The 24894-nt window shown below is 70.4% G+C and carries 23 protein-coding genes; 12 read left to right on the top strand and 11 right to left on the bottom strand.

The genetic code is table 11. The features are described from left to right. Window positions 1–10 precede the first annotated feature (10 nt). Window positions 11–1195 (bottom strand): 3-hydroxy-9,10-secoandrosta-1,3,5(10)-triene-9,17-dione monooxygenase oxygenase subunit, encoded by a 1185-nt coding sequence (gene hsaA, locus CSR00_RS10640; RefSeq protein ID WP_099022368.1) that lies wholly within the window; start codon window positions 1193–1195, stop codon window positions 11–13. Window positions 1196–1400: 205 nt separating this feature from the next. Between hsaA and CSR00_RS10635 the strand changes: the two genes are divergently transcribed. Both CSR00_RS10635 and CSR00_RS10630 read left to right on the top strand, forming a co-directional pair. Further along, entirely contained in the window at window positions 1401–2471 is a 1071-nt protein-coding gene (locus tag CSR00_RS10635; protein ID WP_099022367.1) for a ferredoxin--NADP reductase, read from the top strand. A gap of 21 nt (window positions 2472–2492) precedes the next feature. Further along, the gene (locus CSR00_RS10630; RefSeq protein WP_099022366.1) at window positions 2493–3095 is read left to right on the top strand and encodes a hypothetical protein; all 603 of its coding nucleotides are present in this window, start codon (window positions 2493–2495) and stop codon (window positions 3093–3095) included. Window positions 3096–3164: 69 nt separating this feature from the next. Here CSR00_RS10630 and CSR00_RS10625 read toward each other — a convergent pair whose 3' ends face one another. Next, on the bottom strand, window positions 3165–5288 hold the full coding sequence (locus CSR00_RS10625) for an acyl-CoA dehydrogenase family protein (RefSeq protein WP_099022365.1): 2124 nt from the start codon (window positions 5286–5288) through the stop codon (window positions 3165–3167). Window positions 5289–5520: 232 nt separating this feature from the next. On the opposite strand from CSR00_RS10625, the gene kstR reads away from it, so the two are divergent. Together kstR and otsB are read left to right on the top strand one after the other, a co-directional pair. Beyond that, a complete protein-coding gene (gene kstR, locus CSR00_RS10620) occupies window positions 5521–6198 on the top strand; it encodes a cholesterol catabolism transcriptional regulator KstR (protein ID WP_099022364.1) in 678 nt (225 codons plus the stop codon). Window positions 6199–6202: 4 nt separating this feature from the next. Then, complete coding sequence (gene otsB / locus CSR00_RS10615; protein WP_245905935.1) at window positions 6203–6958, top strand: trehalose-phosphatase; 756 nt, start codon at window positions 6203–6205, stop codon at window positions 6956–6958. A 39-nt stretch (window positions 6959–6997) separates the two neighbouring features. On the opposite strand, the gene CSR00_RS10610 is transcribed toward otsB, so the two are convergent. From CSR00_RS10610 to CSR00_RS10595, 4 genes are read right to left on the bottom strand one after another with little or no spacing between them, the layout of a single operon-like run. Then, window positions 6998–8095: an Rv3575c family transcriptional regulator gene (locus tag CSR00_RS10610; RefSeq protein ID WP_099022362.1), complete on the bottom strand. Its 1098-nt coding sequence runs from the start codon at window positions 8093–8095 to the stop codon at window positions 6998–7000. 11 nt (window positions 8096–8106) lie between these two features. Further along, the gene (locus CSR00_RS10605) at window positions 8107–9012 is read right to left on the bottom strand and encodes a metal ABC transporter permease (protein ID WP_099022361.1); all 906 of its coding nucleotides are present in this window, start codon (window positions 9010–9012) and stop codon (window positions 8107–8109) included. Continuing rightward, window positions 9012–9809, bottom strand: coding sequence for a metal ABC transporter ATP-binding protein (locus CSR00_RS10600; protein ID WP_099022360.1), 798 nt, complete (start codon window positions 9807–9809; stop codon window positions 9012–9014). Before CSR00_RS10600 ends, CSR00_RS10605 begins: the two co-directional genes overlap by 1 nt. After that, on the bottom strand, window positions 9796–10857 hold the full coding sequence (locus CSR00_RS10595) for a metal ABC transporter solute-binding protein, Zn/Mn family (RefSeq protein ID WP_099022359.1): 1062 nt from the start codon (window positions 10855–10857) through the stop codon (window positions 9796–9798). The genes CSR00_RS10600 and CSR00_RS10595 overlap by 14 nt, the downstream gene beginning before the upstream one ends. Before the next feature lie 50 nt (window positions 10858–10907). Between CSR00_RS10595 and CSR00_RS10590 the strand changes: the two genes are divergently transcribed. The 5 genes from CSR00_RS10590 (at window position 10908) to CSR00_RS10570 (ending at window position 16939) form a co-directional block, all read left to right on the top strand. Beyond that, window positions 10908–12056 carry a GTP-binding protein gene (locus CSR00_RS10590; protein WP_176561996.1) on the top strand — a complete coding sequence of 383 codons (1149 nt, stop codon included), beginning with the start codon at window positions 10908–10910 and terminating at the stop codon, window positions 12054–12056. Window positions 12057–12106: 50 nt separating this feature from the next. Then, the gene (locus CSR00_RS10585; protein WP_099022358.1) at window positions 12107–12874 is read left to right on the top strand and encodes a LamB/YcsF family protein; all 768 of its coding nucleotides are present in this window, start codon (window positions 12107–12109) and stop codon (window positions 12872–12874) included. Further along, entirely contained in the window at window positions 12874–13794 is a 921-nt protein-coding gene (locus CSR00_RS10580; RefSeq protein ID WP_099022357.1) for an MBL fold metallo-hydrolase, read from the top strand. Before CSR00_RS10585 ends, CSR00_RS10580 begins: the two co-directional genes overlap by 1 nt. Window positions 13795–13802: 8 nt before the next feature. Beyond that, complete coding sequence (locus CSR00_RS10575; protein ID WP_099022400.1) at window positions 13803–15038, top strand: SLC13 family permease; 1236 nt, start codon at window positions 13803–13805, stop codon at window positions 15036–15038. Window positions 15039–15115: 77 nt separating this feature from the next. After that, window positions 15116–16939, top strand: coding sequence for a penicillin-binding transpeptidase domain-containing protein (locus tag CSR00_RS10570; RefSeq protein WP_407662420.1), 1824 nt, complete (start codon window positions 15116–15118; stop codon window positions 16937–16939). A gap of 75 nt (window positions 16940–17014) precedes the next feature. Here CSR00_RS10570 and rlmB read toward each other — a convergent pair whose 3' ends face one another. From rlmB to carD, 5 genes are all read right to left on the bottom strand, one after another. After that, a complete protein-coding gene (gene rlmB, locus CSR00_RS10565) occupies window positions 17015–17956 on the bottom strand; it encodes a 23S rRNA (guanosine(2251)-2'-O)-methyltransferase RlmB (RefSeq protein WP_099022355.1) in 942 nt (313 codons plus the stop codon). Continuing rightward, window positions 17956–19356: a cysteine--tRNA ligase gene (cysS, locus tag CSR00_RS10560; protein WP_281259699.1), complete on the bottom strand. Its 1401-nt coding sequence runs from the start codon at window positions 19354–19356 to the stop codon at window positions 17956–17958. Before cysS ends, rlmB begins: the two co-directional genes overlap by 1 nt. A gap of 193 nt (window positions 19357–19549) precedes the next feature. After that, on the bottom strand, window positions 19550–20026 hold the full coding sequence (ispF, locus tag CSR00_RS10555; RefSeq protein ID WP_099022398.1) for a 2-C-methyl-D-erythritol 2,4-cyclodiphosphate synthase: 477 nt from the start codon (window positions 20024–20026) through the stop codon (window positions 19550–19552). Window positions 20027–20059: 33 nt separating this feature from the next. Further along, window positions 20060–20719, bottom strand: a complete 660-nt coding sequence (gene ispD, locus CSR00_RS10550; RefSeq protein WP_099022354.1) for a 2-C-methyl-D-erythritol 4-phosphate cytidylyltransferase — start codon at window positions 20717–20719, stop codon at window positions 20060–20062. 5 nt (window positions 20720–20724) lie between these two features. After that, window positions 20725–21213 (bottom strand): RNA polymerase-binding transcription factor CarD, encoded by a 489-nt coding sequence (gene carD, locus CSR00_RS10545; protein WP_003921720.1) that lies wholly within the window; start codon window positions 21211–21213, stop codon window positions 20725–20727. Between the two features lie 520 nt (window positions 21214–21733). Here carD and CSR00_RS10540 point away from each other — a divergent pair. Genes CSR00_RS10540 through disA form a run of 3 tightly spaced genes read left to right on the top strand, consistent with a single transcriptional unit; the run spans window position 21734 to window position 24860 of the window. Then, window positions 21734–22237: a copper chaperone PCu(A)C domain-containing protein gene (locus CSR00_RS10540; protein WP_099022353.1), complete on the top strand. Its 504-nt coding sequence runs from the start codon at window positions 21734–21736 to the stop codon at window positions 22235–22237. Window positions 22238–22296: 59 nt separating this feature from the next. Further along, window positions 22297–23781: a DNA repair protein RadA gene (radA, locus tag CSR00_RS10535; protein WP_099022352.1), complete on the top strand. Its 1485-nt coding sequence runs from the start codon at window positions 22297–22299 to the stop codon at window positions 23779–23781. Beyond that, window positions 23778–24860, top strand: coding sequence for a DNA integrity scanning diadenylate cyclase DisA (disA, locus tag CSR00_RS10530; RefSeq protein WP_099022351.1), 1083 nt, complete (start codon window positions 23778–23780; stop codon window positions 24858–24860). Before radA ends, disA begins: the two co-directional genes overlap by 4 nt. Window positions 24861–24894 lie beyond the last annotated feature (34 nt).

The following is a 24894-nucleotide window of genomic DNA, read 5'->3' as shown; positions in this document are numbered from 1 at the left end:
CGGTCGTCGATCAGACCATCGTGTCCTGCGGCGGCAACCCGAACTCGTTGTTGCCGAAGATCAGGTAGGCCCGTTCCGGGTCGTTGGCCGCGTGCACGCGGCCGGCATGGGCGTCACGCCAGAATCGCTGCACCGGAGCATCGTTGACCAACGCGGTGGCACCGGAGGCCTCGAAGAGCCGGTCGATCGAGGCGATCGCGCGGCCGGTGGCGCGCACCTGGTCGCGTCGGGCGCACGTCCGCAGCGCGAACGGGATCTCCTTGCCCTCGCGCAGCAGCGTGTACTCGTCGCCGACGTTGCCGATCAGCTGGCGCCACGCCGCATCGATGTCGCTGGCCGCCTCGGCGATGCGGATCTTGGCGAACGGATCATCCTTGGACTTCTCGCCGGCGAACGCCGCGCGCACCCGCTTGCCCTGGTGCTCGACGTGGGCCTCATAGGCGCCGTAGGCCATGCCGACGATGGGCGCCGAGATCGTGGTGGGATGCACGGTGCCCCAGGGCATCTTGTACACCGGGGCGGTATTGTTCTCATACCCGCCGGCGGTGCCGTCGTTCATCGCCTTGTACGACAGGAACCGGTGCCGGGGCACGAACACGTCCTTGACCACCACGGTGTTGGAGCCGGTGCCGCGCAGGCCCACCACGTGCCAGACGTCGTCGATGGTGTAGTCGGTGCGCGGGATCAGGAAGCTGCCGAAGTCGACGGGCTTGCCGTCCTTGATGACCGGCCCACCGAGGAACGCCCACGTCGCGTGGTCACAACCCGAGGACCACTGCCAGGCACCGCTGACCAGGTAGCCGCCGTCGACGACGGTGCCCGCCCCCATGGGCGCATACGAGGAGGAGATCCGCACGCCGGGATCGTCACCCCAGACGTCCTCCTGGGCCTGCTGATCGAACAGCGCCAGGTGCCAGTTGTGCACGCCCAGGATCGACGACACCCAGCCGGTGGAACCGCAGGCGCTGGCCAGCCGGCGGACCGCCTCGTAGAAGATCGTCGGGTCACACTGCATGCCGCCCCACTGTTCGGGCTGCAGCAGCGCGAAGAAGCCGATGTCCTCCAGCGCCTTGATGTTCTCGTCGGGCAGCCGGCGCAGATCCTCGGTGGTCTGGGCGCGGTCCCGAAGCTGCGGGAGCAGCTCGTCGACACCGGCCAGCACCGACTGCGCGTCGCGTTGTTGAATGGACGTCACGGCATTGCCTCCCACGATCTTGAGCCGCCGCGGCTGTTGAGCGGCTACTGCGCCAACTATGTTGTGTCGTTAGGGCTAACACTAGAACACGTTACGATTTGTGTCGAGTAGCGCACACCTACAGGGACTGGACCTGCGGAAGTGCATTTTTGTAACCTGTTCTAGTTCTTGTTCTGGTTCGACAGTCGAAAGGAGGGGCCCGGTCGTGACCGACGAGCCGCTCGGCAACCACGTGCTCGAACTGGAGATAGCCGAGGTGATCGCCGAAACCGACGACGCCCGGTCCCTGGTGTTCAGGGTGCCCACCGGGGCCGACGGGCCCAGCGTCCCGGCCGACAAGCTGCGCTACGCGCCCGGCCAGTTCCTGACGCTGCGCGTCCCCAGCGACCGCACCGGGTCGGTGGCCCGCTGCTACTCGTTGTGCAGCTCACCGCACACCGACGACGCGCTGGCCGTGACGGTCAAGCGCACCGCCGAGGGCTACGCCTCGAACTGGCTGTGCGACAACGCCCACGTGGGGATGCGCCTGCACGTCCTGGCCCCCTCGGGCACCTTCGTGCCGCGGACCCTGGACACCGATTTCCTGCTCGTCGCGGCCGGCAGCGGGATCACCCCCATGATGGCGATCTGCAAGTCCGCGTTGTCGGAGGGCTCCGGTCAGGTGACGCTGCTCTACGCCAACCGCGACGAGAGCTCGGTGATCTTCGCCGCCGCGCTGCGCGAGCTGGCCGCCAAGTACCCCGACCGCTTCTCGGTGGTGCACTGGCTGGAGTCGGTTCAAGGGCTGCCCACCGCTGCGGCGCTGGCCCGGCTCGCCGCGCCCTACACCGCCCGCGAGGTCTTCCTGTGCGGCCCGGGCCCGTTCATGGCCGCGGCCCGCGACGCGCTGACGGGCCTGCAGGTGCCCGAGAACCGGGTGCACATCGAGGTGTTCCGCTCCCTGGACTCCGACCCGTTCGCCGCGGTCGTCATCCCCGACGAGGGCGAGGGTGCCGAGCCTCCCGCCACCGCGGTGGTCACCATCGACGGGCAGACCCACGAGGTCAGCTGGCCACGCTCGGCCAAGCTGCTCGATGTGCTGCTCGACAAGGGGATCGACGCGCCGTTCTCCTGCCGCGAGGGGCACTGCGGCGCGTGCGCGGTGCTGAAGAAGAGCGGGGAGGTCGAGATGGAGGTCAACGACGTGCTCGAGCAGTCCGACCTCGACGAGGGCCTCATCCTGGGCTGCCAGGCGCGACCGACGTCCGATTCGGTCGAAGTCACCTACGACGAATAGGGAGCGGCTAGTTTCGTGACGATGAAGCGCTGGACGAAGCACGGTGGGTCACCGGCAACCGGCCTGGCGATCGGTACCGCGGCGCTGACCGCGGCGTCGCTGCTGTGCCCCGGTGTCGCCGCGGCCGCCGACCGCGCCGACTCCTCGGTCCCGGTGGGCCCCGACACCCAGCTGGAGATCCACACCACCGCCGACTGCGTCGCGGGTACGAACACCTGTCACTTCACCACCGGCGCCAACCTGATGACCCCGCAGGGCCCCGTCGGCTTCCCCGGCGATCTGTGGGCCCGCCAGACGGTCACGGTGCGCAGCTCGAACCGCGACGTCTGGCAGGAGACCAGCTACAGCGCGCCGGCGGGCACGCCCCGGGAGACCAAGGGCGCCAACCATGACAACGCGCTGTCGGAGATGTACCGCTCGCTGAGCTCCAACGAGATCTCGGTGACCTACTTCGGGGGCGGCCCGATCGAACGGTTCACCGTCGAGGGCGATTCGGCGCCGATCGACTGGGCCAGCGGCCGCCCCGACACCGAGGCCACGTTCATCGTGTGCAGCAACATCCACGTGGTCTACGGCGGCCACGATCTGATGTCGCCGACCGCCTGCAGCCAGACCGGCTTCTGAAGCTTCTGAACCCGCCGATTTCGGTGCAGTGGGTCCCGCCCAGCGGGACCCACTGCACCGAAATCGCGGTCAGCGGGGCAGCCCCAGCAGCCGTTCACCGGCCATGGTCAGCAGGATCTGCTCTGAGCCACCGGCGATGGTCAGGCACCGCGAATTCAGGAAGTCGTGCACGTTGGGGTTGAACACCAGACCCCGGCCCTCCGAGAGCTCCATTCGGAATTCCGAGAGGTTCTGCCGGTACCGCACGCCGATCAGCTTGCGGGCGCTGGCCTGTGGACCGGGATCACCGCCACCGACGGCGAGCTGGGCGATGCGCTGATCCAGCAGCGCACCGACCTGCGCGGCCACGATCAACGCACCCAGCCGGTCCTGTTCGGCGGCATCGATGTCGAGCTCGTCGACCCGCTCCAGCAGCTGCTCCATCGGGTTGCCCAGCGCGGTCCCCTGCGCCATGGCCACCCGCTCGTTGGCCAGCGTGGTGCGGGCCAGCCGCCAGCCGTCGTCGACGGTCCCGACCACCATCTCGTCGGGCACGAAGACGTCGTCGAAGAACACCTCGTTGAACAGCTCGTCGCCGGTGATCTCTCGCAGCGGGCGGACCACGATGCCCGGCGCTGTCATGTCGATGAGGAAGTAGGTGATCCCCTTGTGCTTGGGGGCGTCGGGGTTGGTCCTGGCCAGGCAGACACCCCAGTGCGCCTTCTGCGCCGCGGAGGTCCACACCTTCTGACCGGTCAGCCTCCAGCCGCCGTCGGTGCGCACCGCCTTCATCCGCAGCGAGGCCAGATCCGAACCGGCACCGGGTTCGCTGAACAGCTGGCACCACTGCAGCTCGCCGCTCAGCGTGGCCGGCACGAAGCGGTCGACCTGGGCGGGGCTGCCGTGCTCCAGGATGGTCGGTGCGGCCCACCACCCGATCACCAGGTCGGGCCGCTGCACCCCGGCGGCGGCCAGCTCCTGGTCGATGAGCAGCTGTTCGGCCGGTGCGGCGTCGCGACCGTAGGGCCGCGGCCAGTGCGGTGCCTGCAGGCCCGCTTCGGCCAGGGCGGCCTGCTGCCGTTCGGCCGGCAGCCCGGCGACCTCGGCGACCGCGGCCGCGATGTCGGGGCGCAGGTGCTCCACCGAGCTCAGGTCCACGTCGAGACTGCGACGCACCCCGGCCCGGGTGAGCTCGACGACGGTGCGCAGCCAGCGGGAGCGTCCCCCCAGCAGCTGGGAGATCCCGTAGGCCCGGCGCAGATACAGATGCGCGTCATGCTCCCAGGTGATGCCGATACCGCCGAGCACCTGGATGCAGTCCTTGGTGTTGGCCTTGGCGGCGTCGATGCCCGCCGCGGCGGCGACCGCGGCGGCCAGCGACAGCTGGCGGGCGTCCTGCCCGCCGGGACCGGACGTCTGCTCCCCCGCGTGGGCGGCGTCGCCGGCGGCCACCGAGACCTGCTCGGATCGCAGCAGCATCTCCGCGCACATGTGCTTGATGGCCTGGAAACTGCCGATCGGCCTGCCGAACTGTTCGCGGACCTTCGCGTAGTCCGCGGCGGTGTCCAGGGCCCAACGCGCCACCCCGGCGGCCTCGGCCGCCAGGATCGCCGCGGCCAGGTCGAGCACCCGCCGCGGGGCGGTCGACAGCGCCGTCACCGGCGCGCCGTCCAGGACGACACGGGCCAGCGGACGGGAGAAGTCGGTGGCCTGCAGGGCCGCCACGGAAACGCCGGACTCACCGGCGTCGACGAGCACCCACGCCGATCCGGCCGGCAGCAGCAGCAGGCCGTCGGCGGTGGCGCCCAGGACGTGCTCGGCCGCCCCGGTGGCGCGGCCGTCGGTGACGGTGATCTCGGCCGACAGCGCGACACCGGCGGTGCGCTCGCCGGCGGCCAGCGACTCCAGCAGGGCCGGATCGTCGAGCACCAGGGTGGCCAGCGCGGTCGGGGCGACCGGCCCGGGCACCAGCGCCCGCGCCGCCTCCTCGACCATGGCGCACAGGTCGGCGACGGTCCCACCGGCGCCTCCGGCCTCCTCGGGTACGGCGACCCCGAAGATCCCCAGCTCGGCCAGCGCCGCGTACACCGGGCGCCAGGCATCCGGTTGCCCGTGCTCGACGTCACGGGTGGCCGCGATGGCGCCGGCCCCAGCGGCCCAACTGCGCACCAGATCCCTGGCCGCAAACTGCTCGTCGGTGACGGTCCCTGACACCCCAGCCACGTCGGGTCTCCTCAAATCGCCGCGAAGAAGGTCCGTACGACCCACTAGAACGTGTTCTAATATTGCCAGTGAACCAGCGTCAAGTCGAATGCCATCACGCCAGCACACGGGCGTGTCCGGCAAGGGGCGCGGGACGGACACGGCGAGCAGGGAGGTGAGCAATTCCCAACGGCCATGCGTATCGTTTCGAGCAGATACGCCAGAAGAAGGAGCTGCCCGCCGCATGTCGACGTCAGCCCGCTCGCAACCACGAGAGGTCATGACCGTGGCCGTCCTTGCCGAGTCCGAACTCGGTTCCGAAGCTCAGCGGGAGCGCCGGAAACGCATTCTCGACGCCACCATGGCCATCGCCAGCAAGGGCGGCTACGAGGCCGTCCAGATGCGCGCCGTGGCCGACCGCGCCGACGTGGCCGTCGGCACGCTGTACCGCTACTTCCCGTCGAAGGTGCACCTGCTGGTGTCGGCGCTGGGCCGCGAGTTCGAACGCATCGACGCCAAGACCGACCGCACCGCGGTCGCCGGCGGAACACCCTACGAGCGGCTGAACTTCATGGTCAGCAAGCTCAATCGGGCGATGCAGCGCAACCCGCTGCTGACCGAGGCGATGACCCGCGCCTACGTGTTCGCCGACGCGTCGGCCGCCGGTGAGGTTGATCACGTCGAGAAGATCATCGACTCGATGTTCGCCCGGGCGATGGCCGACGGTGAACCGAACGAAGACCAGTACCACATCGCCCGCGTCATCTCCGACGTCTGGCTGTCCAATCTGCTGGCGTGGCTGACCCGGCGCGCCTCGGCCACCGATGTCAGCAAACGTCTGGATCTGGCCGTGCGGCTGCTCATCGGCAACAGCGACGGAAACGGCGACGGGAACGGGGACCGGGACCGCCCTAAGATCTGAACACGTGGGCTCACTTCCTCCCGATCTGCGCCAGGCGCTGACCACCGCCGCACGGGTCACGCGGCTGCTGATCACGTCGGACTTCGACGGCACCCTGGCGCCCATCGTCAGCCATCCCGCCGACGCCCGGCCGCTGCCGCGGGCCGCCGACGCGTTCCGGACGCTGGCCGGGCTGCCGTCGACGACCACCGCCCTGATCTCCGGACGTTCGGTGCACGACCTGGCCGTACTGTCGGGCCTGGGTGGCGAGGCCGTGCTCGTCGGCAGTCACGGTGCCGAGTTCGACACCGGTTTCGCCCACGAGATCGACGAGCTGCTGCTCGAGCGCATGCGCACGACCCTCGACGACATCGTCTCGCGCCATCCCGGTGCCACCGTCGAGACCAAACCCGCCAGCGTCGCACTGCACGTCCGCAACGCCTCGACGACCGACGCCGAACGGGCCCTGGCCGAGGCGTGGCGCGCCTCCGGCGACTGGGACGCCCACATCACCGAGGGCAAGGCCGTGCTGGAGTTCGCCGTCATCGACACCGACAAGGGCGAGGCCATCGACATCCTGCGCGAGCGGACCTCGGCCTCGATGGTGGTCTACTTCGGCGACGACGTCACCGATGAGAAGGCGTTCCGCCGGCTGCGCGGCGAGGACATCGGAGTGAAGGTGGGCCCGGGGGACACCCTCGCGCGGTACCGGGTCGATTCGCCCGAGGACGTCGGGGAGGCCCTGGACTTCGTCTACCGGCAGCGCTCCGGGGCTCACTGAACCGTCCCGAACCGTCCCGAACCGTCCTGAGCCGTCCGGTCAGGGCGCCCGGCCGGCGGTACGGCCGCGGATCAGCTCCGTGGGCAGCTCCTCGATCACCGGCAGGCCGGACCGGGGTGGGCTGTGCAGCAGCCGGCCCGCGGCCCGCCCCTTCTCCATGTTCGGCTGCCGGACGGTGGTCAGGCCGCGCCGCACGGCCTCGCTCACGCCGTCGAAACCGGTGACGGTCATCTGACCGGGGACGTAGATGCCCTTGGACCGCAGGTGATCCATCGCCGACAGCGCCAGGACGTCGGCGGTGCTCATCAGGGCGGTGATCCGCGGATTGGCCGTGAGCGCCAACTCGGCGGCGACTCCACCGGAAAGCGGTCCGTGCTCGTAACTCTCGACGACGGTCAACGTGTCGGGGTCCAGCCCGGCGGCCGCCATCGCGTCCCGGACGCCCTCGACACGCTCGCGCTGAGCGTGAAAGTGGCTGGCGGACAGACGCTGCGTCGACACCACCGCCGCCGGGGCGTCCCCGTGCCGCTCGCGCCCCAGCCGCATGGTCAGCAGACCGATCTCGCGGTGTCCCAGGCCGGTGACGTAGGAGGCCAGTTCCCGCATGGCGCAACGGTCGTCGATGCCCACATAGGAGGCCCCGGGGATCCCGCGCGGCTGGTCGACGACGACCAGCGGCAGCCGACGCTCCAGGACGACCTGCAGATAGGGGTCGTCGTCGGAGGCCGCGTACACGACGAATCCGTCGACACCGGCCGAGAGCACCGCCCGGGACCCCTCGGCCAGGCTGCGGCCCGGCCCGACGGCCACCAGCAACAGGCCCAGGCCGGCGTCCTCGCACGACTCCGCCAGCCCCTCAACGAAGTTCAGGGCCGCGGGATCACTGAAGGAGTACGTCAACCGCTCGGTGACGACCAGGCCGACCGCCCCGGCCTTGCGTGTCCGCAGCGACCGGGCCACCGGGTCCGGCCCGGCGTATCCCATCCGTTTGGCGGTGGCGAAGACCCGCTCGCGCAGTTCCGCCGAGAGCTGGTCGGGCCGGTTGTAGGCATTGGAGACGGTGGTCCGCGAGACCTTGAGCTCGGCGGCCAACGAGGCCAGGGTGGCCCGGCGCCTGGGCGTCGGACTCCGGGACATGCCTCATGAGACTAGCCCATGTCGACACGGTCGTCGGTGTGCTGAGCACCGTGGCCCGTCGTCACCGGCCTGGGTGCGGCACCTACGCTGCGCACGGCGAGCCAAACCAGCAGCCAGATCGCACACACGATGGTGACGATCGCGAAGCTCGGCGGCACGTTGAGGACGGCCGAGATGACCAGCCCCGCCCACACCGACACGAGGGCGAGCACCGTCGAGACCACCATCGCGACGGCCGGCCTGGCGGTCACCATAATCGCGGTCGCGGCGGGCGTGACCACCAACGCGAACAGCAGCAGCGTTCCGACCGCCTGCACGGCCATGGTGACGGCCAGACCCAGCAGCACCATGAAGATCACCGACAGTGCGCGCACCGGGACACCCTTGGCCTCGGCGACCTCGGCATTGACCGAGGCGAACAGCAGCGGCCGGTAGATGAAGGCGACGACGACCGCGAGCAGGACCACCCCCACAGAGAAACTGACCAGCTGTTGATGCGTGACCGCCAGCAGATTTCCGAACAGCACGTTCGTTACGACACTGCTGCTCTTGGTGGCCAGCGAGCTGAAGAACAGCCCCAGCCCCATCGCGGCGGCCAGCACGGTACCCGTGGCGACCTCGCGTTCGTCGGCCCGCTTGCCGAGCGCACCGATCACCAGCGCGCCGCCGACACAGAACGCCGCCAGCCCGGCCGAGACGGGCAGGCCGAGCAGCAGCGCGCCGGTGGCCCCGGGAAAACCGATGTGTGCCAGCGCGTGCGCGGCGAAGGCGCTGTTGCGCACCACGATGAAATACCCGATCAGTCCGGCTGCCAGGGCCACGAGCGTGCCCCCGATCACGGCGTTGCGCATGAAAGAGGAGGTCAGGATGTCCAACCAGTTCTCCTGGTAACCAAGGGCGATCAGGTCGGTCCGCATCAGGCACTCCGTACGAAGAGGTCGCCCTGCGGGGTATGAACGACCCGAATCCTCGTTCCGTAGAGATGACTCAACAGATCTTCGTTGACAACCTCATCCATAGTGTCGAAATGAGCATGGCCGTCCAAGAGGTAGATCGCACTGTCGAGAATCCCCAACAACGGGTTCAGATCGTGGGCCACCACCAATATCGTCACGCCGAACTCGGCCCTGATGCGCGCGACCAGCCCCACGATGTCGCGCTGGTTCCGCAGATCGAGCGATGTCAACGGTTCGTCGAGGATCAGCAGCTGTGGGCGTCCGACGAGGGCCTCGGCGATGGCGATGCGCTGTCGTTGCCCACCGGACAGGTTGGACAGTCGCTGGTGGGCAAACGCCGTCGCGTCCACGGCGGACAGGATCTCCTGCACCTGCTGGCGTTGCGCAGCGCCCGCACGGCCGAATCCCCAGCGGTGACCAGTCAGGCCGAGCAGCACCGCGTCACAGGCCCGGATCGCGTTGCCCGCCGTCGCGGCATAATTCTGCGGCACGTAACCGATCAACCCGGTGGCCTGGCCCGGGGGCCGGCCCAGCACCCGGACGGTGCCCGAGGCCACCGGAATAAGGCCCAGCAGGACGTGCAAGAGCGTGGTCTTGCCCGCCCCGCTGGGGCCGATCACCGCGGAGATCCCGCCCACGGGCACGTCGAAGGTAGCTTCCGACCAGATCACGTGGCCGCCACGAACCACGCTGACGTTGTCCAACGACAGCGCGGTCGCAGCATCGGCGCGTGATGGGCGTTGGTCAGAGAGTGACACCGAGCGCCTTGGCCAGGGAGGTGAGTTGGTCCACCTGCCAAGCCTCGAACGAATCGGCTCCCGGCGCCACCGTTTCGGTGACTTCCACGACCGGGATACCGGCACCTTCGGCGGCGCTGCGGATCTGCTGGGGAACCGACCCCTCGGTCTGCGTGTTGTAGATCAGCACGTCGACCCCCCTGTCGCCGAGCAGGGTCAGGAAGGCGTTCAGATCGGCCGGCGAGGGGTCGGTTTCGTTGCTGGAACTGGCCTGATACCCCTGGGGCGTCTTGTTCTGCAGGCCCAGCGCCGCGGCCATGTCGTCGAAGACGCTCTCGGTGGCCGCATAGCTCTTGCCGGTGGCTCCCGCCTTGATTTTGGCGATCGCGTTGTCGTACGGCTGCATGGACTCGGCGAACTCGCTGCGCCGTCCCTTGAAGTAGTCGGACGCGTCGGGGGCGATGGTGCTCAGTTGCGCGGTCACAGCATCGACGACCGCGGTCACTGTGGAGGGGTTGTACCAGACGTGCGGGTTGATCCCGTCGGCGTGGTCGTGGTCGTGCTCGTCGGCATGTTCGTCGGCATGTTCGTCGGCACCGTGCGCTCCCTCGGTCAGTTCGATGGCGTTGACCACCGGGGCGTTCGGGGCCGAGCTTTCCGCCAGTTTGGCGGCCCACTCGTCGTAGTGGCCACCGTTGAGAACCACGAGTTGCGCGCCATTGAAGGCTGCAGCGTCGGCCGGGGAGGGTTCGTAGTCGTGCGGGTCGACCGAGGAGCTCTGCAGCACGGTGGTCACGTCGGCGCAGCCACCGCCGAGGGCAGAGACGATATCGCCCCACTGGTCCACGCTGGTGGTCACCGCGACCGGTTCCGTCGGGCACGACCCGGCCGCCACCGCCGAGGTCGTCCCCGACGTCTCGCTAGTCGGTGGGGTTTCGCTGCTCGACGAGCACGAGGCCAGCACGAACGGTGCGGCGAGAACGGTGGCGGCGGCCAGGGCGCGCAGCGGGGAGAGACGCAGAGAGTGGGGAGACTGTCGGTTCACGGCGATAATGGTAATCGTTTCCATTAGCGACCGCACACGGAGGGGCCTTAATGGAAATCGTTATCATTAAGGTTATGACCCTCAGCATCCCCGAACGCCTGCCCGTCACCGTCTTGTCCGGCTTCCTCGGTTCCGGCAAGACGACACTGCTCAACCACATCCTGGCCAACCGGGAGGGCCGGCGGGTGGCGGTGATCGTCAACGACATGAGCGAGGTGAACATCGACGCCGCCCTGGTCGCCGGGCAGGGCCATCTGGACCGCACCGAGGAGAAGCTCGTCGAACTGACCAACGGCTGCATCTGCTGCACGCTGCGGGAAGACCTCATCGAGGCGGTGGCCGCGTTGGCCAAGCAAGGCCGGTTCGACCAGCTGGTCATCGAGTCCACGGGCATCTCCGAACCGATGCCCGTGGCCGCGACGTTCGACTGGGAGTTCGAAGACGGTTTCAGCCTGGGCCGGCTGGCACGGCTGGACACCATGGTCACCGTCATCGACGCCGCGACCTTCCTGACCGAGCTGACCCGGGGCGAGGCGCTGGCCGAACGGGACCTGAGCGCCGGGGAAGGGGACGCCCGCAGCATCGCCGACCTGCTCGTCGACCAGGTCGAATTCGCCGACGTCCTGATTCTCAACAAGACCGACCTCGTGGGCGTGCAGCAGCTCGGCGCCGTCGAAGCGGTGGTGCGCCGGCTCAACCCCAACGCCGAACTGATCCACACCGATCACGGCAAGGTCGACCTCGCCGAGGTGCTCGACACCGGCCTGTTTGACCCGATCACTGCGGCACAGGCACCGGGGTGGGACGAGGAAATCGCGGGCGGCCACACCCCCGAGACCGAGGAGTACGGAATCGGCTCGATGACCTTCCGCGCCCAACGTCCGTTCCATCCGCAACGGCTCGTCGGTGTTCTGGCACGGATGAACGGCGTACTGCGCAGCAAGGGGTTCTGTTGGATCGCCAGCCGGCCGGCGATCGCCGCCATCTGGTCGCAGGCCGGCCCGAACCTGGTCATCGAACCCGCGCAGTACTGGGCGACGACCGAGATCCCGCCGGGCCAGGAGATCGTCTTCATCGGCGTGCGCATCGACCGCGCGGCGATCACCGCACAGTTGGAGTCCGCGCTGCTCACCGACGACGAACTCGTCATCGGAGAACAACACTGGCAGCGATTTCCCGACCCGCTACCGGCGTGGGGGGCGACGCATACCCATTCCGACTGACCTCCGTAGGCGGCCCGCGGCAGGTCCCACAGCGCCTAGGCTGATGCCTCGTGGGCGCGGAATCCTCGGTCGACCTCAACGCCGACCTCGGTGAGGGGTTCGGCGTGTGGCAGCTCGGCGACGACGAGGCCATGCTCGACATCGTCACCAGCGCCAACGTCGCCTGCGGATTCCATGCCGGCGACCCCACCAGCCTGCTGCGGGTGTGCCACGGCGCCGCCGGCCGCGGTGTCCGGGTCGGCGCCCAGGTCAGCTACCGCGACCTGGCCGGTTTCGGCCGCCGCTACATCGACGTCGCGCCGACCGACCTCACCGCCGACGTCGTCTATCAGATCGGCGCCCTGCAGGCGCTGGCCACGGCCGGCGGAACCACCGTCAGTTATGTCAAACCCCATGGCGCGCTGTACAACACGGCGATGACCGATCCGCGTCAGGCCAGGGCCGTCGCCGAGGCGGTCCGCGCGGTCGACCCCGGGCTGCCGGTGCTCGGGCAGGCCGGGTCGGCGTTCTTCGCCGAGGCCCGAAACGCCGGACTGCGCACGGTCGCCGAGGCCTTCGCCGACCGCGCCTACCGGCCCGACGGCCGGCTCGTGCCGCGCGGCGAACCCGGCGCCGTTCTGCATCAGCCCGAGGAGATCGCCCAGCGCGTCATCGACATGGTGACCACCCGCCGGGTGACGGCCATCGACGGCACCGACATCGACATCGACGTGGAATCGGTGTGCGTGCACGGCGACTCCCCCGGCGCCATCCACATCGCCGGCGCGGTCTGGGAGCAGCTGCGCGACGCCGGCATTCACCTGCGGGCGTTCTGCTGATGCGTCTCAAGCCCGGCCGGCCGGACCTGACCCGGCACGCGGCGCTCTTCGGGGTGCCCGCGGCCACCTCCTCGTCGCCGTTGTCCGCCACCTGGCTCGGGGTGTCGACGCTGCTCCTCGACGACGGCGAGTCGGCGCTGATGACCGACGGGTTCTTCTCCCGGCCCGGCCTGTTGCGGGTGGGCGCCGGGCGGATAGCGCCCGCACTGCCGCGCATCGAGGGCTGCCTGTCCCGCGCCGGGGTCCGCAAGCTCGACGCCGTGCTGTGCGTGCACAGCCACTTCGACCACGCCATGGACTCCGCGGTGGTGGCCGAGCGCACCGGGGCGCCGCTGGTGGGCGGAACCTCGACGGCCAACGTCGGACGCGGTCACGGGCTGCCCGACGACCGCATCCGGGTGGCGACACCGGGTGTACCGATGAGCCTCGGCCACTTCGAGGTCACCCTGGTCGAATCGAGCCACTGCCCACCCGACCGCTACCCCGGTGTCATCGACCACCCGGTCCGGCCGCCGGTGCGCGCATCGGCCTACCGGTGCGGCGAAGCGTGGTCGATGCTCGTCGAGCACCGGCCCTCGGGGCGGCGGTGCCTGATCCAGGGCAGCGCCGGTTTTCGGCCGGGAGTCCTCGACGGCTACCGGGCCGAGGTCGCCTACCTGGGGATCGGTCAGCTCGGGGTGCTGCCACGCCGCTATCTGACCGACTACTGGGAGCACACCGTCGCCGCGGTCGGCGCCCGCACCGTCGTCGCCATCCACTGGGACGACTTCTTCCGGCCGCTGTCCAAGCCGCTGCGCGCGCTGCCGTTCGCCGGTGACGACCTGGACGTCTCGCTGCGGGTGCTGACCGAGCTGGCCGGCCGCGACGGCGCGGCCCTGCACCTGCCCACGGTCTGGCGCGCCGAGGACCCCTGGGCGTGAACGCCGCGTTGCTGCTGGCGCTGGCCCTGCTCGCGCTGGTCCTGGCGTTCGCCATCGCGCGGCCACGGGGGTGGTCCGAGGCGGTCGTGGCGGTGCCCGCGGCGGGGATCCTCATCGCCGTCGGTGTGGTGACGACGACCGAGGCCGTGGCGGAGGCCCGCCGGCTGCTGCCGGTCGTCGCGTTCCTGGCCGCGGTGCTGGTGCTGGCCAAGCTGTGCGACGACGAGGGCCTGTTCCGGGCGTTCGGGGCGTTGATGGCGCGCTCGTCCGCCGGGAACCCGCGCCGCCTGCTGGGCCGGGTCTTCGTGATCGCCGCGGCCACCACCGCGGTGCTGTCGCTGGACGCCACCGTCGTGCTGCTCACCCCGGTCGTGCTGGCCACCGCCCGCACCCTGGACGTGCCGGTGCGTCCACACGCCTACGCCACCGCGCACCTGTCGAACACCGCGTCGCTGTTGCTTCCGGTGTCCAATCTGACCAATCTGCTGGCCTTCGCCACCGCCGGGTTGTCCTTCCTGCATTTCAGCGCACTGATGGCGCTGCCGTGGGCGGTGGCGATCGCCGCGGAGTACCTGCTGTTCCGCCGCGTGTTCGCCGTCGACCTGCGCCCGGTGCCGCCGCCACCGGCGGTGGATCCGCCGCGGCTGCCCCGGTTCACGCTGGCGGTGCTCGGGTTGACGCTGGCCGGTTTCGCGGTGACCTCCATGCTGGGTGTCGAGCCGGTGTGGGCCGCGGCGGCGGGGGCCGCGCTGCTGGCCGGGCGGGCGCTCTGGGACGGGCGCAGCTCGGTGGTCGGCATCGCCCGGGCCGCCAACCTGCCGTTCCTGGTGTTCGTTCCCGCGCTGGGCATCGTGGTGGCCGCGGTCATGGCCAACGGTCTGCAGAGCTGGATGCGGTGGATCCTGCCCGAGGGCAGCGGCCTGCTCGCGCTGCTGGGTTACGCCGCGGTGGCGGCGGTGCTGGCCAACGTCGTCAACAACCTGCCCGCCGTGCTGGTGCTGCTACCGCTGGTCGCGCAGGCGGGACCGGCCGCGGTGCTGGCGGTGCTGATCGGGGTCAACATCGGCCCGAACCTGACCTATGTGGGGTCGCTGTCCAACTTGCTGTGGCGGCGGGTGCTCAACGCCGACGGGGTGCCGACCCGGGTCGGCGAGTTCACCGTCCTGGGACTGTTGTCGGTACCGCTGACGTTGGTGCCGGCGGTGCTGGCGTTGTGGGGTGGCTGGTGGCTCCTCGGCTCCTGACGCGCGCCGGCCCGGTGCGGCGACTTGACGGCGGGCACGGCCCGCGTGCTTTGCTCACACCCGATATGCCACGTCTGATGATTCTGCTGATGCTCTGGGCGGTAGCGGCGGGCGCCGCGGGATGCTCGTGGTCTGCCACCGGCCCGGAGTCGGCGTTCGAGGGGTTCGCGCACGCGGTGCAGGGGCGAAATGCCGAGGCCGCCGCCGCCGAGACGGACGATCCCGCTGCGGCCCAGCCGCCGATCCGGTCCATGCTGGACGGGATGGGCGCCGACGCGCGGGTGGGCGTCTCCGTCGGCGACGTCCGGGACGACGGCGACACCGCACACACCACCCTGGCCTACACCTGGTCGTTCGGTGGCGACCGTGAGTTCCGTTACGACGCCGAGGCCACCGCGTCACGGGCCGACGGCCGCTGGCGCGTCGACTGGTCGCCCACCGTGCTGCACCCGAAGCTGCGGCCGGGCCTGACGTTTCGGTTCAGCGACGACAAGGACCTCCTGACGCCGATCGTGGACCGCGACGGTCAACCGCTGATGGACTGGCAGACCGTCGGACTGGTCACGTTGGACCGCGCACACCGGGATTCGGCGGCGGCCCTGGCCGATGTGCTGGGCCGCTTCGACACCGTCAGCGCCGACTCGATCCAGGCACAGTTCGGCGCCGGTGCTCCCGGAGACGACGAAGACGCCGAGGACACCGTGACCGTGATGACGCTGCGCCGGGCCGACCTCGACCAGGTCTCGGCGCAGCTGGACTCGATTCCCGGGGTCGCGGTCCGCCGCCAGGGTGCGTTGCTGACAGCCAACCCGCAGCTGTCCTCGCCGGTGATCGACGGCCTGAAACCACTGTGGCAGCGGGCGATCGACGCGACGGCCGGCTGGTCGGTGGCGCTGGTGTCCGAGGACGGCTCACCCGCCGAGGAGCTGACGTCCACGCCTGCGCGCGACACCCCGCCGATCCGGACCACCATCGACACCCGCATGCAGCTGCTGGCTCAGCAGGCGGTGGCCACCGATCCGCGGCCGACGGTCCTGGTGGCACTGTCCACGACCACCGGCGGGATCCTGGCGATCGCCCAGAACGACGCCGCCGACGCCCAGGGACCGATCTCGGTCACCGGCCTGTACCCGCCGGGGTCGACGTTCAAGACCATCACTACCGCCGCCGCGATGCAGGCGGGCCTGGTCACCCCCGATACCGCGGTGCAGTGCCCCGGACAGATCACCATCGAGAACCGGACCATCCCCAATGAAGACGAATTCGATCTGGGCACGGTGCCGCTGCGGGAGGCGTTCGCACACTCGTGCAACACCACCATGGCCCGGCTTGCCGACCAGCTGTCCCCCGACGCGCTGGGCAGGACCGCGCGAATGTTCGGGATCGGGGTCGACTACGTCATCCCGGGCCTGACCACCGTCACCGGCCGGGTACCCGATGCCGACACCCCGGCGCAGCGGGTGGAGAACGGGATCGGGCAGGGCACCGTGACGGTCAGCCCGTTCGGCCTGGCGGTGGCCGAGGCCAGCCTGGGCCACGGCTCCACCGTGATCCCGACGCTGGTCATCGGCGATGCGGCCGGGAGTCAGACCGATACTCAGACCGGTAGTCAGACACGGGCCGACGCCGACCCGCAGACCATCCCCACCGATGTCGCCGCCGGCCTGCGGGAGATGATGCGGCTGACGGTCAGCGAGGGCACCGCCACCGAGCTCGCCGACATCGACGGCCTGGGTGGCAAGACCGGGACCGCCGAGTACGGCGACAACACGCACTCACACGGCTGGTTCGCCGGGATCGCCGCCGACGTGGCGTTCGCGACCCTGGTTGTCGGTGGTGACAGTTCCGCGCCGGCGGTCGAGGTCTCCGGGGCGTTCCTGCGCCCGATGCTGGCCGGCTGAGGCCGCTGACAGCGCTGACAGCGCTGACAGCGTTGTCGGTGTTGTCGGTGGGTGTCAGTAGGGTGTCGGTGCGTCTCAGTGCCGGCGCTGACGGGCGATCTCGGCCAGCACCACCCCGGCGGCCACCGAGGCGTTGAGCGACTCCGTCGGGCCGGCCATCGGGATCGAGACGATGGTGTCGCAGTTCTCGCGGACCAACCGGGACAACCCCTTGCCCTCGGAGCCGACCACCACCACGATCGGGCCGGACGCGTCGAGTTCGTCGACGGTGGTGTCGCCGCCGGCGTCGAGCCCGACGACCTGCAACCCGGCCCCGGCCCAGTCCTTGAGGGTGCGGGTCAGGTTGGTGGCCCGGGCCACCGGCAGCCGGGCCGCCGCACCGGCGCTGGTGCGCCAGGCCACCGCGGACACCGAGGCCGAGCGGCGCTGGGGAATCACCACACCGTGGCCGCCGAACGCGGCCACCGAACGCACGATCGCCCCCAGGTTGCGGGGGTCGGAGATGTTGTCCAGGGCCACCAGCAGCGCCGGCTCGACGTCGGTGTCCGCCGCCCGCAGCAGATCGTCGGGGTGGGCGTAGTCGTAGGGCGGCACCTGCAGCGCCAGCCCCTGATGCAGCCCGTTGGCCGCGATCCGGTCCAGGTCGGTGCGGGGGACCTCGAGGATCGCGATGCCCGCGTCGGCGGCCCGGGTGACCGATTCGGTGAGCCGCTCGTCGGAGTCCGCACCGAGGGCGACGTAGAGCGCGGTGGCCGGAACACCGGCCCGCAGACATTCGACCACCGGGTTGCGGCCGAGGACGATCTCGGTGTCGTCGGTCTTCTTGGGCCGCCCCTGCTGCTGCCGGGCCGCCTTGTCGGCACGCTTGGCCGCCGGGTGCCCGGGGCGCATGTGCGCCGGGGGGGTGGCGCCGCGACCCTCCAGCCCGCGGCGGCGGACACCGCCCGAACCGACCGTCGGGCCCTTCTTGCTGCCGGGCTTGCGCACCGCGCCCCGGCGCCGCGAGTTGCCGGCCACTACTTGCCGTCCGCGTCGGAAAGGGCCCACTGCGGACCGTCGGCGGTGTCGGTGACCTCGATGCCCGCCTCCTTGAGCCGGTCCCGGATCTCGTCGGCCTGCGCCCAGTCGCGGCGGGTCCGGGCCTCCTGGCGGCTGGCCAGCGCCCACTGCACCAGGACGTCGATGGCGGCCAGCGCCGCCGACGTCTCGTCGCGGGTCTCCCAGCGTTCGTCGAGCGGGTCACAGCCCAGGATCCCCATCATCGCCCGGATGGACGTCGCGGCGCTCATGGCGCCGTTGTGATCACCGGATTCCAGCGCGCGGTTGCCCTCGGCCCGGGTGGCATGCACTTCGGCCAACGCGGCCGGCACGGCCAGGTCGTCGTCGAGCGCGGCCCCGAAGCGGCCGCTCCACTGCCCGGGTACGACGGCGCCGACCCGGACGCGGACCCGGTGCAGGAACTCCTCGATGCCGCTGTAGGCGCGCACCGCGTCCTGCAGCGCGGTCTCGGAGAACTCCAGCATCGACCGGTAGTGCGCGCTGCCCAGGTAGTAGCGCAGTTCGGCGGGCCGGACCCGTTGCAGCACCGCGGGAATCGACAGGACGTTGCCGAGCGACTTGCTCATCTTCTCGCCGCCCATGGTCACCCAGCCGTTGTGCAGCCAGTACTGGGCGAACCCGTCACCGGCGGCGCGGCTCTGCGCGATCTCGTTCTCGTGGTGCGGGAACACCAGGTCCATCCCGCCGCAGTGGATGTCGAAGGCCGGTCCGAGATAGGTGTGCGCCATCGCCGAGCACTCCAGGTGCCAGCCCGGGCGCCCGCGTCCCCACGGCGTCGGCCAGGACGGCTCACCGGGTTTGGCGCCCTTCCACAGCGTGAAGTCGCGCTGGTCGCGCTTGCCGGTGGCCACGCCCTCGCCCTGGTGGACGTCGTCGATGCGGTGCCCCGACAGGGCCCCGTACTCGGGATAGCTGAGGACGTCGAAGTAGACGTCTCCCCCGCCGGCGTAGGCGTGACCGGTCTCGATGAGCCGATCGATCAGCTCGACCATCTGGGTGATGTGGCCGGTGGCACGGGGCTCCGCCGACGGCGGCAGCACGCCCAGCGCGTCATAGGCCGCGGAGAAGGCGCGCTCGTGGGTGGCCGCCCACTCCCACCACGGCCGCTGCGCCGCGGCGGCCTTGGCCAGGATCTTGTCGTCGATGTCGGTCACGTTGCGGATGAACGCCACGTCGTAGCCCTTGGCGGTCAGCCAGCGCCGCAACACGTCGAAGGCCACCCCCGAACGCACGTGGCCGATGTGCGGTAGGCCCTGGACGGTGGCGCCGCACAGGTAGATCGAGGCGTGGCCGGGCCGCAACGGGGTGAACTCGCGCACGGCACCGGTCATGGTGTCGTGGAGTCTCAGGCCCCCCAGGTGGCCAGCGCTGTCGGTCACGACGTGCCAGCTTACCGGTCTGTCGCCGACGGCTTGACCGCCGTGCGGCCCCCGCTCACCGAGTGTGCGCGGGGATCGCCGCTTTCGAGTGGACAACGATCGGGATACACGCTCGGTGCGCGCCGGCCCCCGCGACGGGGCGATCCGGCGACATCGCGGCGTTCAGCGCACGTCAGCCGGCGATCACCAGCGCGGTGGCGATCGCCGCCAGCCCCTCGCCGCGCCCGGTGAGCCCCAGCCCGTCGGTGGTGGTCGCCGACACCGACACCGCGGCGCCCAGCAGCTCCGAGAGCACCCGCTGGGCCTCTCCACGGCGCGGGCCGATCTTGGGGCGGTTGCCGACCACCTGCACGACGGCGTTGCCGACCCGAAAACCGTTGTCGGTCAGCAGCCCCCGGACATGCTCCAGCATCTGCGCGCCCGTCACCCCGGACCAGCGTGGATCGTCCACACCGAACACCCCGCCGATATCCCCGAGGCCCGCGGCCGACAACAACGCATCGCAGAGTGCGTGGGCGGCGACGTCACCGTCGGAATGGCCGGCGCACCCGTCGGCGCCCTCGAAGTGCAGGCACAGCAGCCGGCACGGCCGGCCCGGTTCGATCGGGTGGACGTCGACGCCCAGGCCTATCCGCGGCACTGAATCGATGGGGTTGTTGATCGGCGTGTTCACGGGGGTGTTCTACCGCGACAGCACCGCGGTGGCCAGCGTGAGGTCCAGCGAGGTGGTGATCTTGAACGCCAGCGGATCGCCCTCGACGGTCTGCACCTGGCCTCCGATGTTCTCGACCATGGACGCGTCGTCGGTGAAGCCGCCGGACCCGGCGCGCTGGTAGGCACGACGCAACACCTCGGCGGTGAAGCCCTGCGGCGTCTGCACCGCACGCAACCCGGCCCGCTCCGGCGTGCCCAGCACCACGCCGTTTCCGTCGACGGCCTTGATGGTGTCGGCCAGCGGGATGACCGGAACGACGGCACTGTGACCGGCGCGCAGCGCCTCCACCACCCGAACCACCACCGCGGGCGGGGTCAGCGGGCGGGCGGCGTCATGCACGAGCACCAGCTCGGCGTCACCGGCGGCGTCGAGGGCCAGCCGAACCGACTCGGTGCGGTCGGCGCCGCCGGCGACCACCGTGGCATCGTCGCCGAGGATCAGCGTGGCTTCATCGGTGCGCGCGGGCGGCACGGCGACGATGAAGTCGTCGACCACACCGGAGTCACGAAGACCGGCCAGCGCCCGTTCGATCAGGGTCTGACCGCACAGTTCGACGAACGCCTTCGGCACACCCGCGGCCAGACGCAATCCCGATCCGGCGGCCGGGATGATCGCAACCGTGCGCATCCGGGTCAGGATGCGGCGGCGAGCACCTCGTCGAGAATGGTCTCGGCCTTGGCGTCGTCGGTGTTCTCGGCGAGCGCGAGCTCACCCACGAGGATCTGCCGGGCCTTGGCCAGCATCCGCTTCTCGCCCGCGGACAGGCCGCGTTCCTGATCCCGGCGCCAGAGGTCACGGACCACTTCGGCAACCTTGTTCACGTCCCCGGAGGCCAGCTTTTCCAGGTTGGCCTTGTACCGCCGCGACCAGTTCGTCGGTTCTTCGGTGTGCGGGGCGCGAAGCACCTGGAACACCTTGTCGAGACCCTCTTGCCCAACGACATCACGCACGCCGACATACTCGGCGTTCTCTGCGGGAACCCGAACGGTCAGATCGCCCTGGGCCACCTTGAGAACCAAATACTCTTTCTGTTCTCCCTTGATGGTTCGGGTTTCGATCGCCTCGATCAACGCAGCACCGTGATGTGGATAGACAACGGTGTCTCCGACCTTGAAAATCATCAGATTCGAGCCCCTTTCGCTCCTCCAGGATAGCACGGGGCCCGACACGGCGCGGAACAACTATGCAGGTCAGGGGCACAACGGGTTAAGACTGGGGGTTGACACGGTGACGAAACCGTGCAACGGGCGGCCGCAAAATCGAACATGTGTGCCCATACCGTACCCATACCGTACCCAACCCGCACCGGCCCCGCACCGGCCCCGCACCGGCCCCGGGTTGCCGCGCGCCGGCCGTGAGGGCGCGCCGGCACCCACGGCTTCCGCTCGCCGTGGCCTCCTACTACGCTGCGTACTAGGGTCCGTTCAGGAAGTCCGCCGGGACCGACCCTCCCGGGAATTCCGACAGGAATTCCGACATGATGTCCGAACGGCTCTTGTCGACCACCGGGCCATCGACCGCGATGACCCACAGCACGGCGCCACGAGGAGGCTCTCAGTGCTTTCAGCGCTTTCAGCGATTTCAGCGATTCCCGCGATCGCTCACGACATCCGCCGGGCGTCGACGAGCCGGGGCGTCCTGATGGTCGGCGCCGCGCTGGCCGCCACCGCGCTCACCGCGTGCAGCGCCGGCCAGGTCTCACAGGTCGCCATGCAGGAGCCCGCGGTCAACGGCACCACCGGCAACGTCGGGGACATCGCCCTGCGCAACGTCCACATCCAGGCGGTGCAGACCACCGACGCACTGGAGCCGGGCACCGAGGTCGACCTCGTCCTGACCGCCTCCAACGAATCGCCCACCACCGGTGACCGCCTGGTCGGGATCACCACCGACGTCGGGACCGTGGAGCTGTCCGGCGACACCAACCTGCCGGCCACCGACGTGCTGATGATCGGCACCCCCGACGGCATCACCGCGCTGAGCAACGTCGAGGTCGCCGACGCCGCCGAGGCGACGGTCACCCTGGACAAGCCGATCCAGAACGGGTTGACCTACGACTTCACCTTCGAGTTCGAGAAGGCCGGGGAGGCCACCCTGGCCGTTCCGATCTCGGCGGGCAACGCCCCGCGCCAGGAAGCGCACTAGACCGGCCCCGGCCGCGCGTCCTGCCGGGATCTGTCACCCCCTGCCGATAACGTCACGACGTGGCCAGATCGGGTTCCAAAGCGCGTCCGCAGTACCGCTGTTCGGAGTGTCAGCACGTCACCGCCAAATGGGTCGGCCGCTGCCCCGAGTGCGGCACCTGGGGCGCCGTCGACGAGGTCGCGGTGCTCACCTCGCTGGGCGGCCGCGCCCAGCGCCCGGTGGCCCCCTCCTCGGCGGCCGTGCCGATCAGCGCCGTCGACGCCGACCACACCCGCCACCTGGCCACCGGCGTTCCCGAACTCGACCGCGTCCTGGGCGGGGGCATCGTCTCCGGCTCGGTGACGCTGCTGGCCGGGGAGCCCGGGGTCGGCAAGTCCACGCTGCTGCTCGAGGTGGTACACCGCTGGGCCCAGGCCGGCCGGCGCGCGCTCTACATCTCCGGTGAGGAGTCCGCGGGCCAGATCCGGATGCGCGCCGAACGCACCGGCTGCACCCACGACCAGGTGTATCTGGCCTCCGAATCCGACGTGCACACCGTGCTCGGCCACATCGAGCAGGTGCGCCCGTCGCTGGTGGTCGTCGACTCCGTGCAGACGCTGTCCACCACCGACACCGACGGCGTCACCGGCGGTGTCACCCAGGTCCGTGCGGTCACCACCGCGCTGACCGGCTTCGCCAAGTCGGGCCCGGGCGTGGCGATGGTCATCGTAGGTCACGTCACCAAGGACGGCGCCATCGCCGGGCCCCGCGCTCTGGAGCACCTCGTCGACGTGGTCCTGCATTTCGAGGGTGACCGCAACACCACCCTGCGCATGGTGCGCGGCGTCAAGAACAGGTTCGGCGCCGCGGACGAGGTCGGCTGTTTCGTCCTGCACGACAACGGGATCGAGTGTGTCGCCGACCCGTCGGGGCTGTTCCTCGACCAGCGCGGAGAGGCGGTCCCGGGCACCGCGGTCACGGTCACCCTCGACGGCAAGCGTCCCCTGATCGGTGAGATCCAGGCGCTGATCGGACGCGACGAGGTGCCCTCGCCGCGGCGCGCGGTCAGCGGACTCGACCAGGCCCGTGCGGCGATGACCGCCGCGGTGCTGCAGGCCCGCGCCGGGCTGAAACTGGGCCGCAACGACATCTACCTGTCGACGGTCGGCGGCATGCGGCTCACCGACCCCTCATCGGACCTGGCGGTGGCCCTGGCGATGGCGTCGGCCTACGCCGACCTGTGCCTGCCGACGTCCACCGTCGTCATCGGCGAGGTCGGGCTGGCCGGCGACCTGCGCCGCGTGACCGGGATGGATCGCCGGCTGGCGGAGGCGGCCCGGCTCGGATTCACCTCGGCGATCATCCCGAAGGGCGCCGGTCCGGCTCCCCGTGGCATCAAGGCCCTCGAAGCGGCGACCATCGGCGAGGCGCTGCGGATCCTGCTGCGCATCGCCGCGCCGCCGGCCAGCACACCCCCGGAGGTCAAGGCGGCGCCGCGGCCCGGACTGACACTGGTCGACGGTCGCGCCGGGGGCGGCCCCGCGGAGGAGAATGAACGGTTGTGAGCCCCACCGGCCGTCCCACCCTGCGCGAGACCGTGGGTCGTCTCGCGCCCGGCACCGCGCTGCGTGACGGCCTCGAACGCATCCTGCGGGGTCGCACCGGCGCCCTGATCGTCCTCGGCTACGACGACAGCGTCGAGGCCATCTGCGACGGCGGCTTCGCTCTCGACGTCCGCTACGCCCCCACCCGGCTGCGGGAGCTGTCGAAGATGGACGGGGCGGTGGTGTTGTCCACCGACGGCGGCCGGATTCTGCGGGCCAACGTGCAGCTGGTGCCGGATCCCTCCATACCGACCGACGAGTCGGGTACCCGGCACCGCTCCGCCGAACGCACCGCGGTCCAGACCGGCTATCCGGTGATCTCGGTGAGTCATTCGATGAACATCGTCACCGTCTACGTCGGCGGGGGGCGTCACGTGGTGGCCGACTCGGCGACCATTCTGTCGCGGGCCAACCAGGCGATCGCCACGCTGGAGCGCTACAAGGCCCGCCTCGACGAGGTCAGCCGCCAGTTGTCGACCGCCGAGATCGAGGACTTCGTCACGCTTCGTGACGTGATGACCGTCGTACAGCGCCTGGAGTTGGTGCGCCGCATCGGCGCCGAGATCGACAACGACGTGGTCGAGCTCGGCACCGACGGCCGCCAGCTGCGCCTGCAGCTCGAGGAGCTGCTGGGCGGCAACGACACCGCCCGGGAGCTGATCGTGCGTGACTACCACGCCAAGCCCGATCCGCCGTCGAAGGCCGAGGTGGCCGGGTTGCTGGAGGAACTCGACCGGCTCTCCGACACCGAGCTGCTGGACTTCCGGGCGCTGGCCCGGGTCTTCGGTTACCCCTCGACGGCCGAGGCCCAGGACTCGGCGCTCAGCCCACGGGGCTACCGGGCCATGGCCGGCATCCCGCGCCTGCAGTTCGCCCACGTCGACCTGCTGGTGCGCACGTTCGGTTCGCTGCAGGACCTGCTGGCCGCCAGCGCCACCGACCTGCAGTCGGTCGACGGCATCGGCGCGATGTGGGCACGCCACGTCCGGGAAGGCCTGTCGCAGCTCGCCGAGTCCACGATCACCGAACCGCTGAACTAGAGAGCGCGGGCCTGCGGCGGCCGGACCGCGGGGA

Origin of the sequence: Mycolicibacterium palauense (assembly GCF_002592005.1) — a bacterium.
Taxonomy (GTDB): Bacteria; Actinomycetota; Actinomycetes; order Mycobacteriales; family Mycobacteriaceae; genus Mycobacterium; species Mycobacterium palauense.
Note: the sequence above shows the minus strand (reverse complement) of the source record. Positions and strands in the feature narration are given on the sequence as shown.

Excerpts from the sequence above, each read along its gene's own strand:
- CSR00_RS10605 (WP_099022361.1), bottom strand. The coding sequence starts at position 9,012 with ATGCGGACCGACCTGATCGCCCTTGGTTACCAGGAGAACTGGTTGGAC.
- CSR00_RS10570 (WP_407662420.1), top strand. The coding sequence starts at position 15,116 with ATGATTCTGCTGATGCTCTGGGCGGTAGCGGCGGGCGCCGCGGGATGC.
- CSR00_RS10590 (WP_176561996.1), top strand. The coding sequence starts at position 10,908 with ATGACCCTCAGCATCCCCGAACGCCTGCCCGTCACCGTCTTGTCCGGC.
- CSR00_RS10610 (WP_099022362.1), bottom strand. The coding sequence starts at position 8,095 with ATGTCCCGGAGTCCGACGCCCAGGCGCCGGGCCACCCTGGCCTCGTTG.
- CSR00_RS10595 (WP_099022359.1), bottom strand. The coding sequence starts at position 10,857 with ATGGAAACGATTACCATTATCGCCGTGAACCGACAGTCTCCCCACTCT.
- ispD (WP_099022354.1), bottom strand. The coding sequence starts at position 20,719 with ATGCGCACGGTTGCGATCATCCCGGCCGCCGGATCGGGATTGCGTCTG.
- CSR00_RS10540 (WP_099022353.1), top strand. The coding sequence starts at position 21,734 with ATGGTCGGCGCCGCGCTGGCCGCCACCGCGCTCACCGCGTGCAGCGCC.
- carD (WP_003921720.1), bottom strand. The coding sequence starts at position 21,213 with ATGATTTTCAAGGTCGGAGACACCGTTGTCTATCCACATCACGGTGCT.
- CSR00_RS10630 (WP_099022366.1), top strand. The coding sequence starts at position 2,493 with ATGAAGCGCTGGACGAAGCACGGTGGGTCACCGGCAACCGGCCTGGCG.
- kstR (WP_099022364.1), top strand. The coding sequence starts at position 5,521 with ATGTCGACGTCAGCCCGCTCGCAACCACGAGAGGTCATGACCGTGGCC.
- CSR00_RS10580 (WP_099022357.1), top strand. The coding sequence starts at position 12,874 with ATGCGTCTCAAGCCCGGCCGGCCGGACCTGACCCGGCACGCGGCGCTC.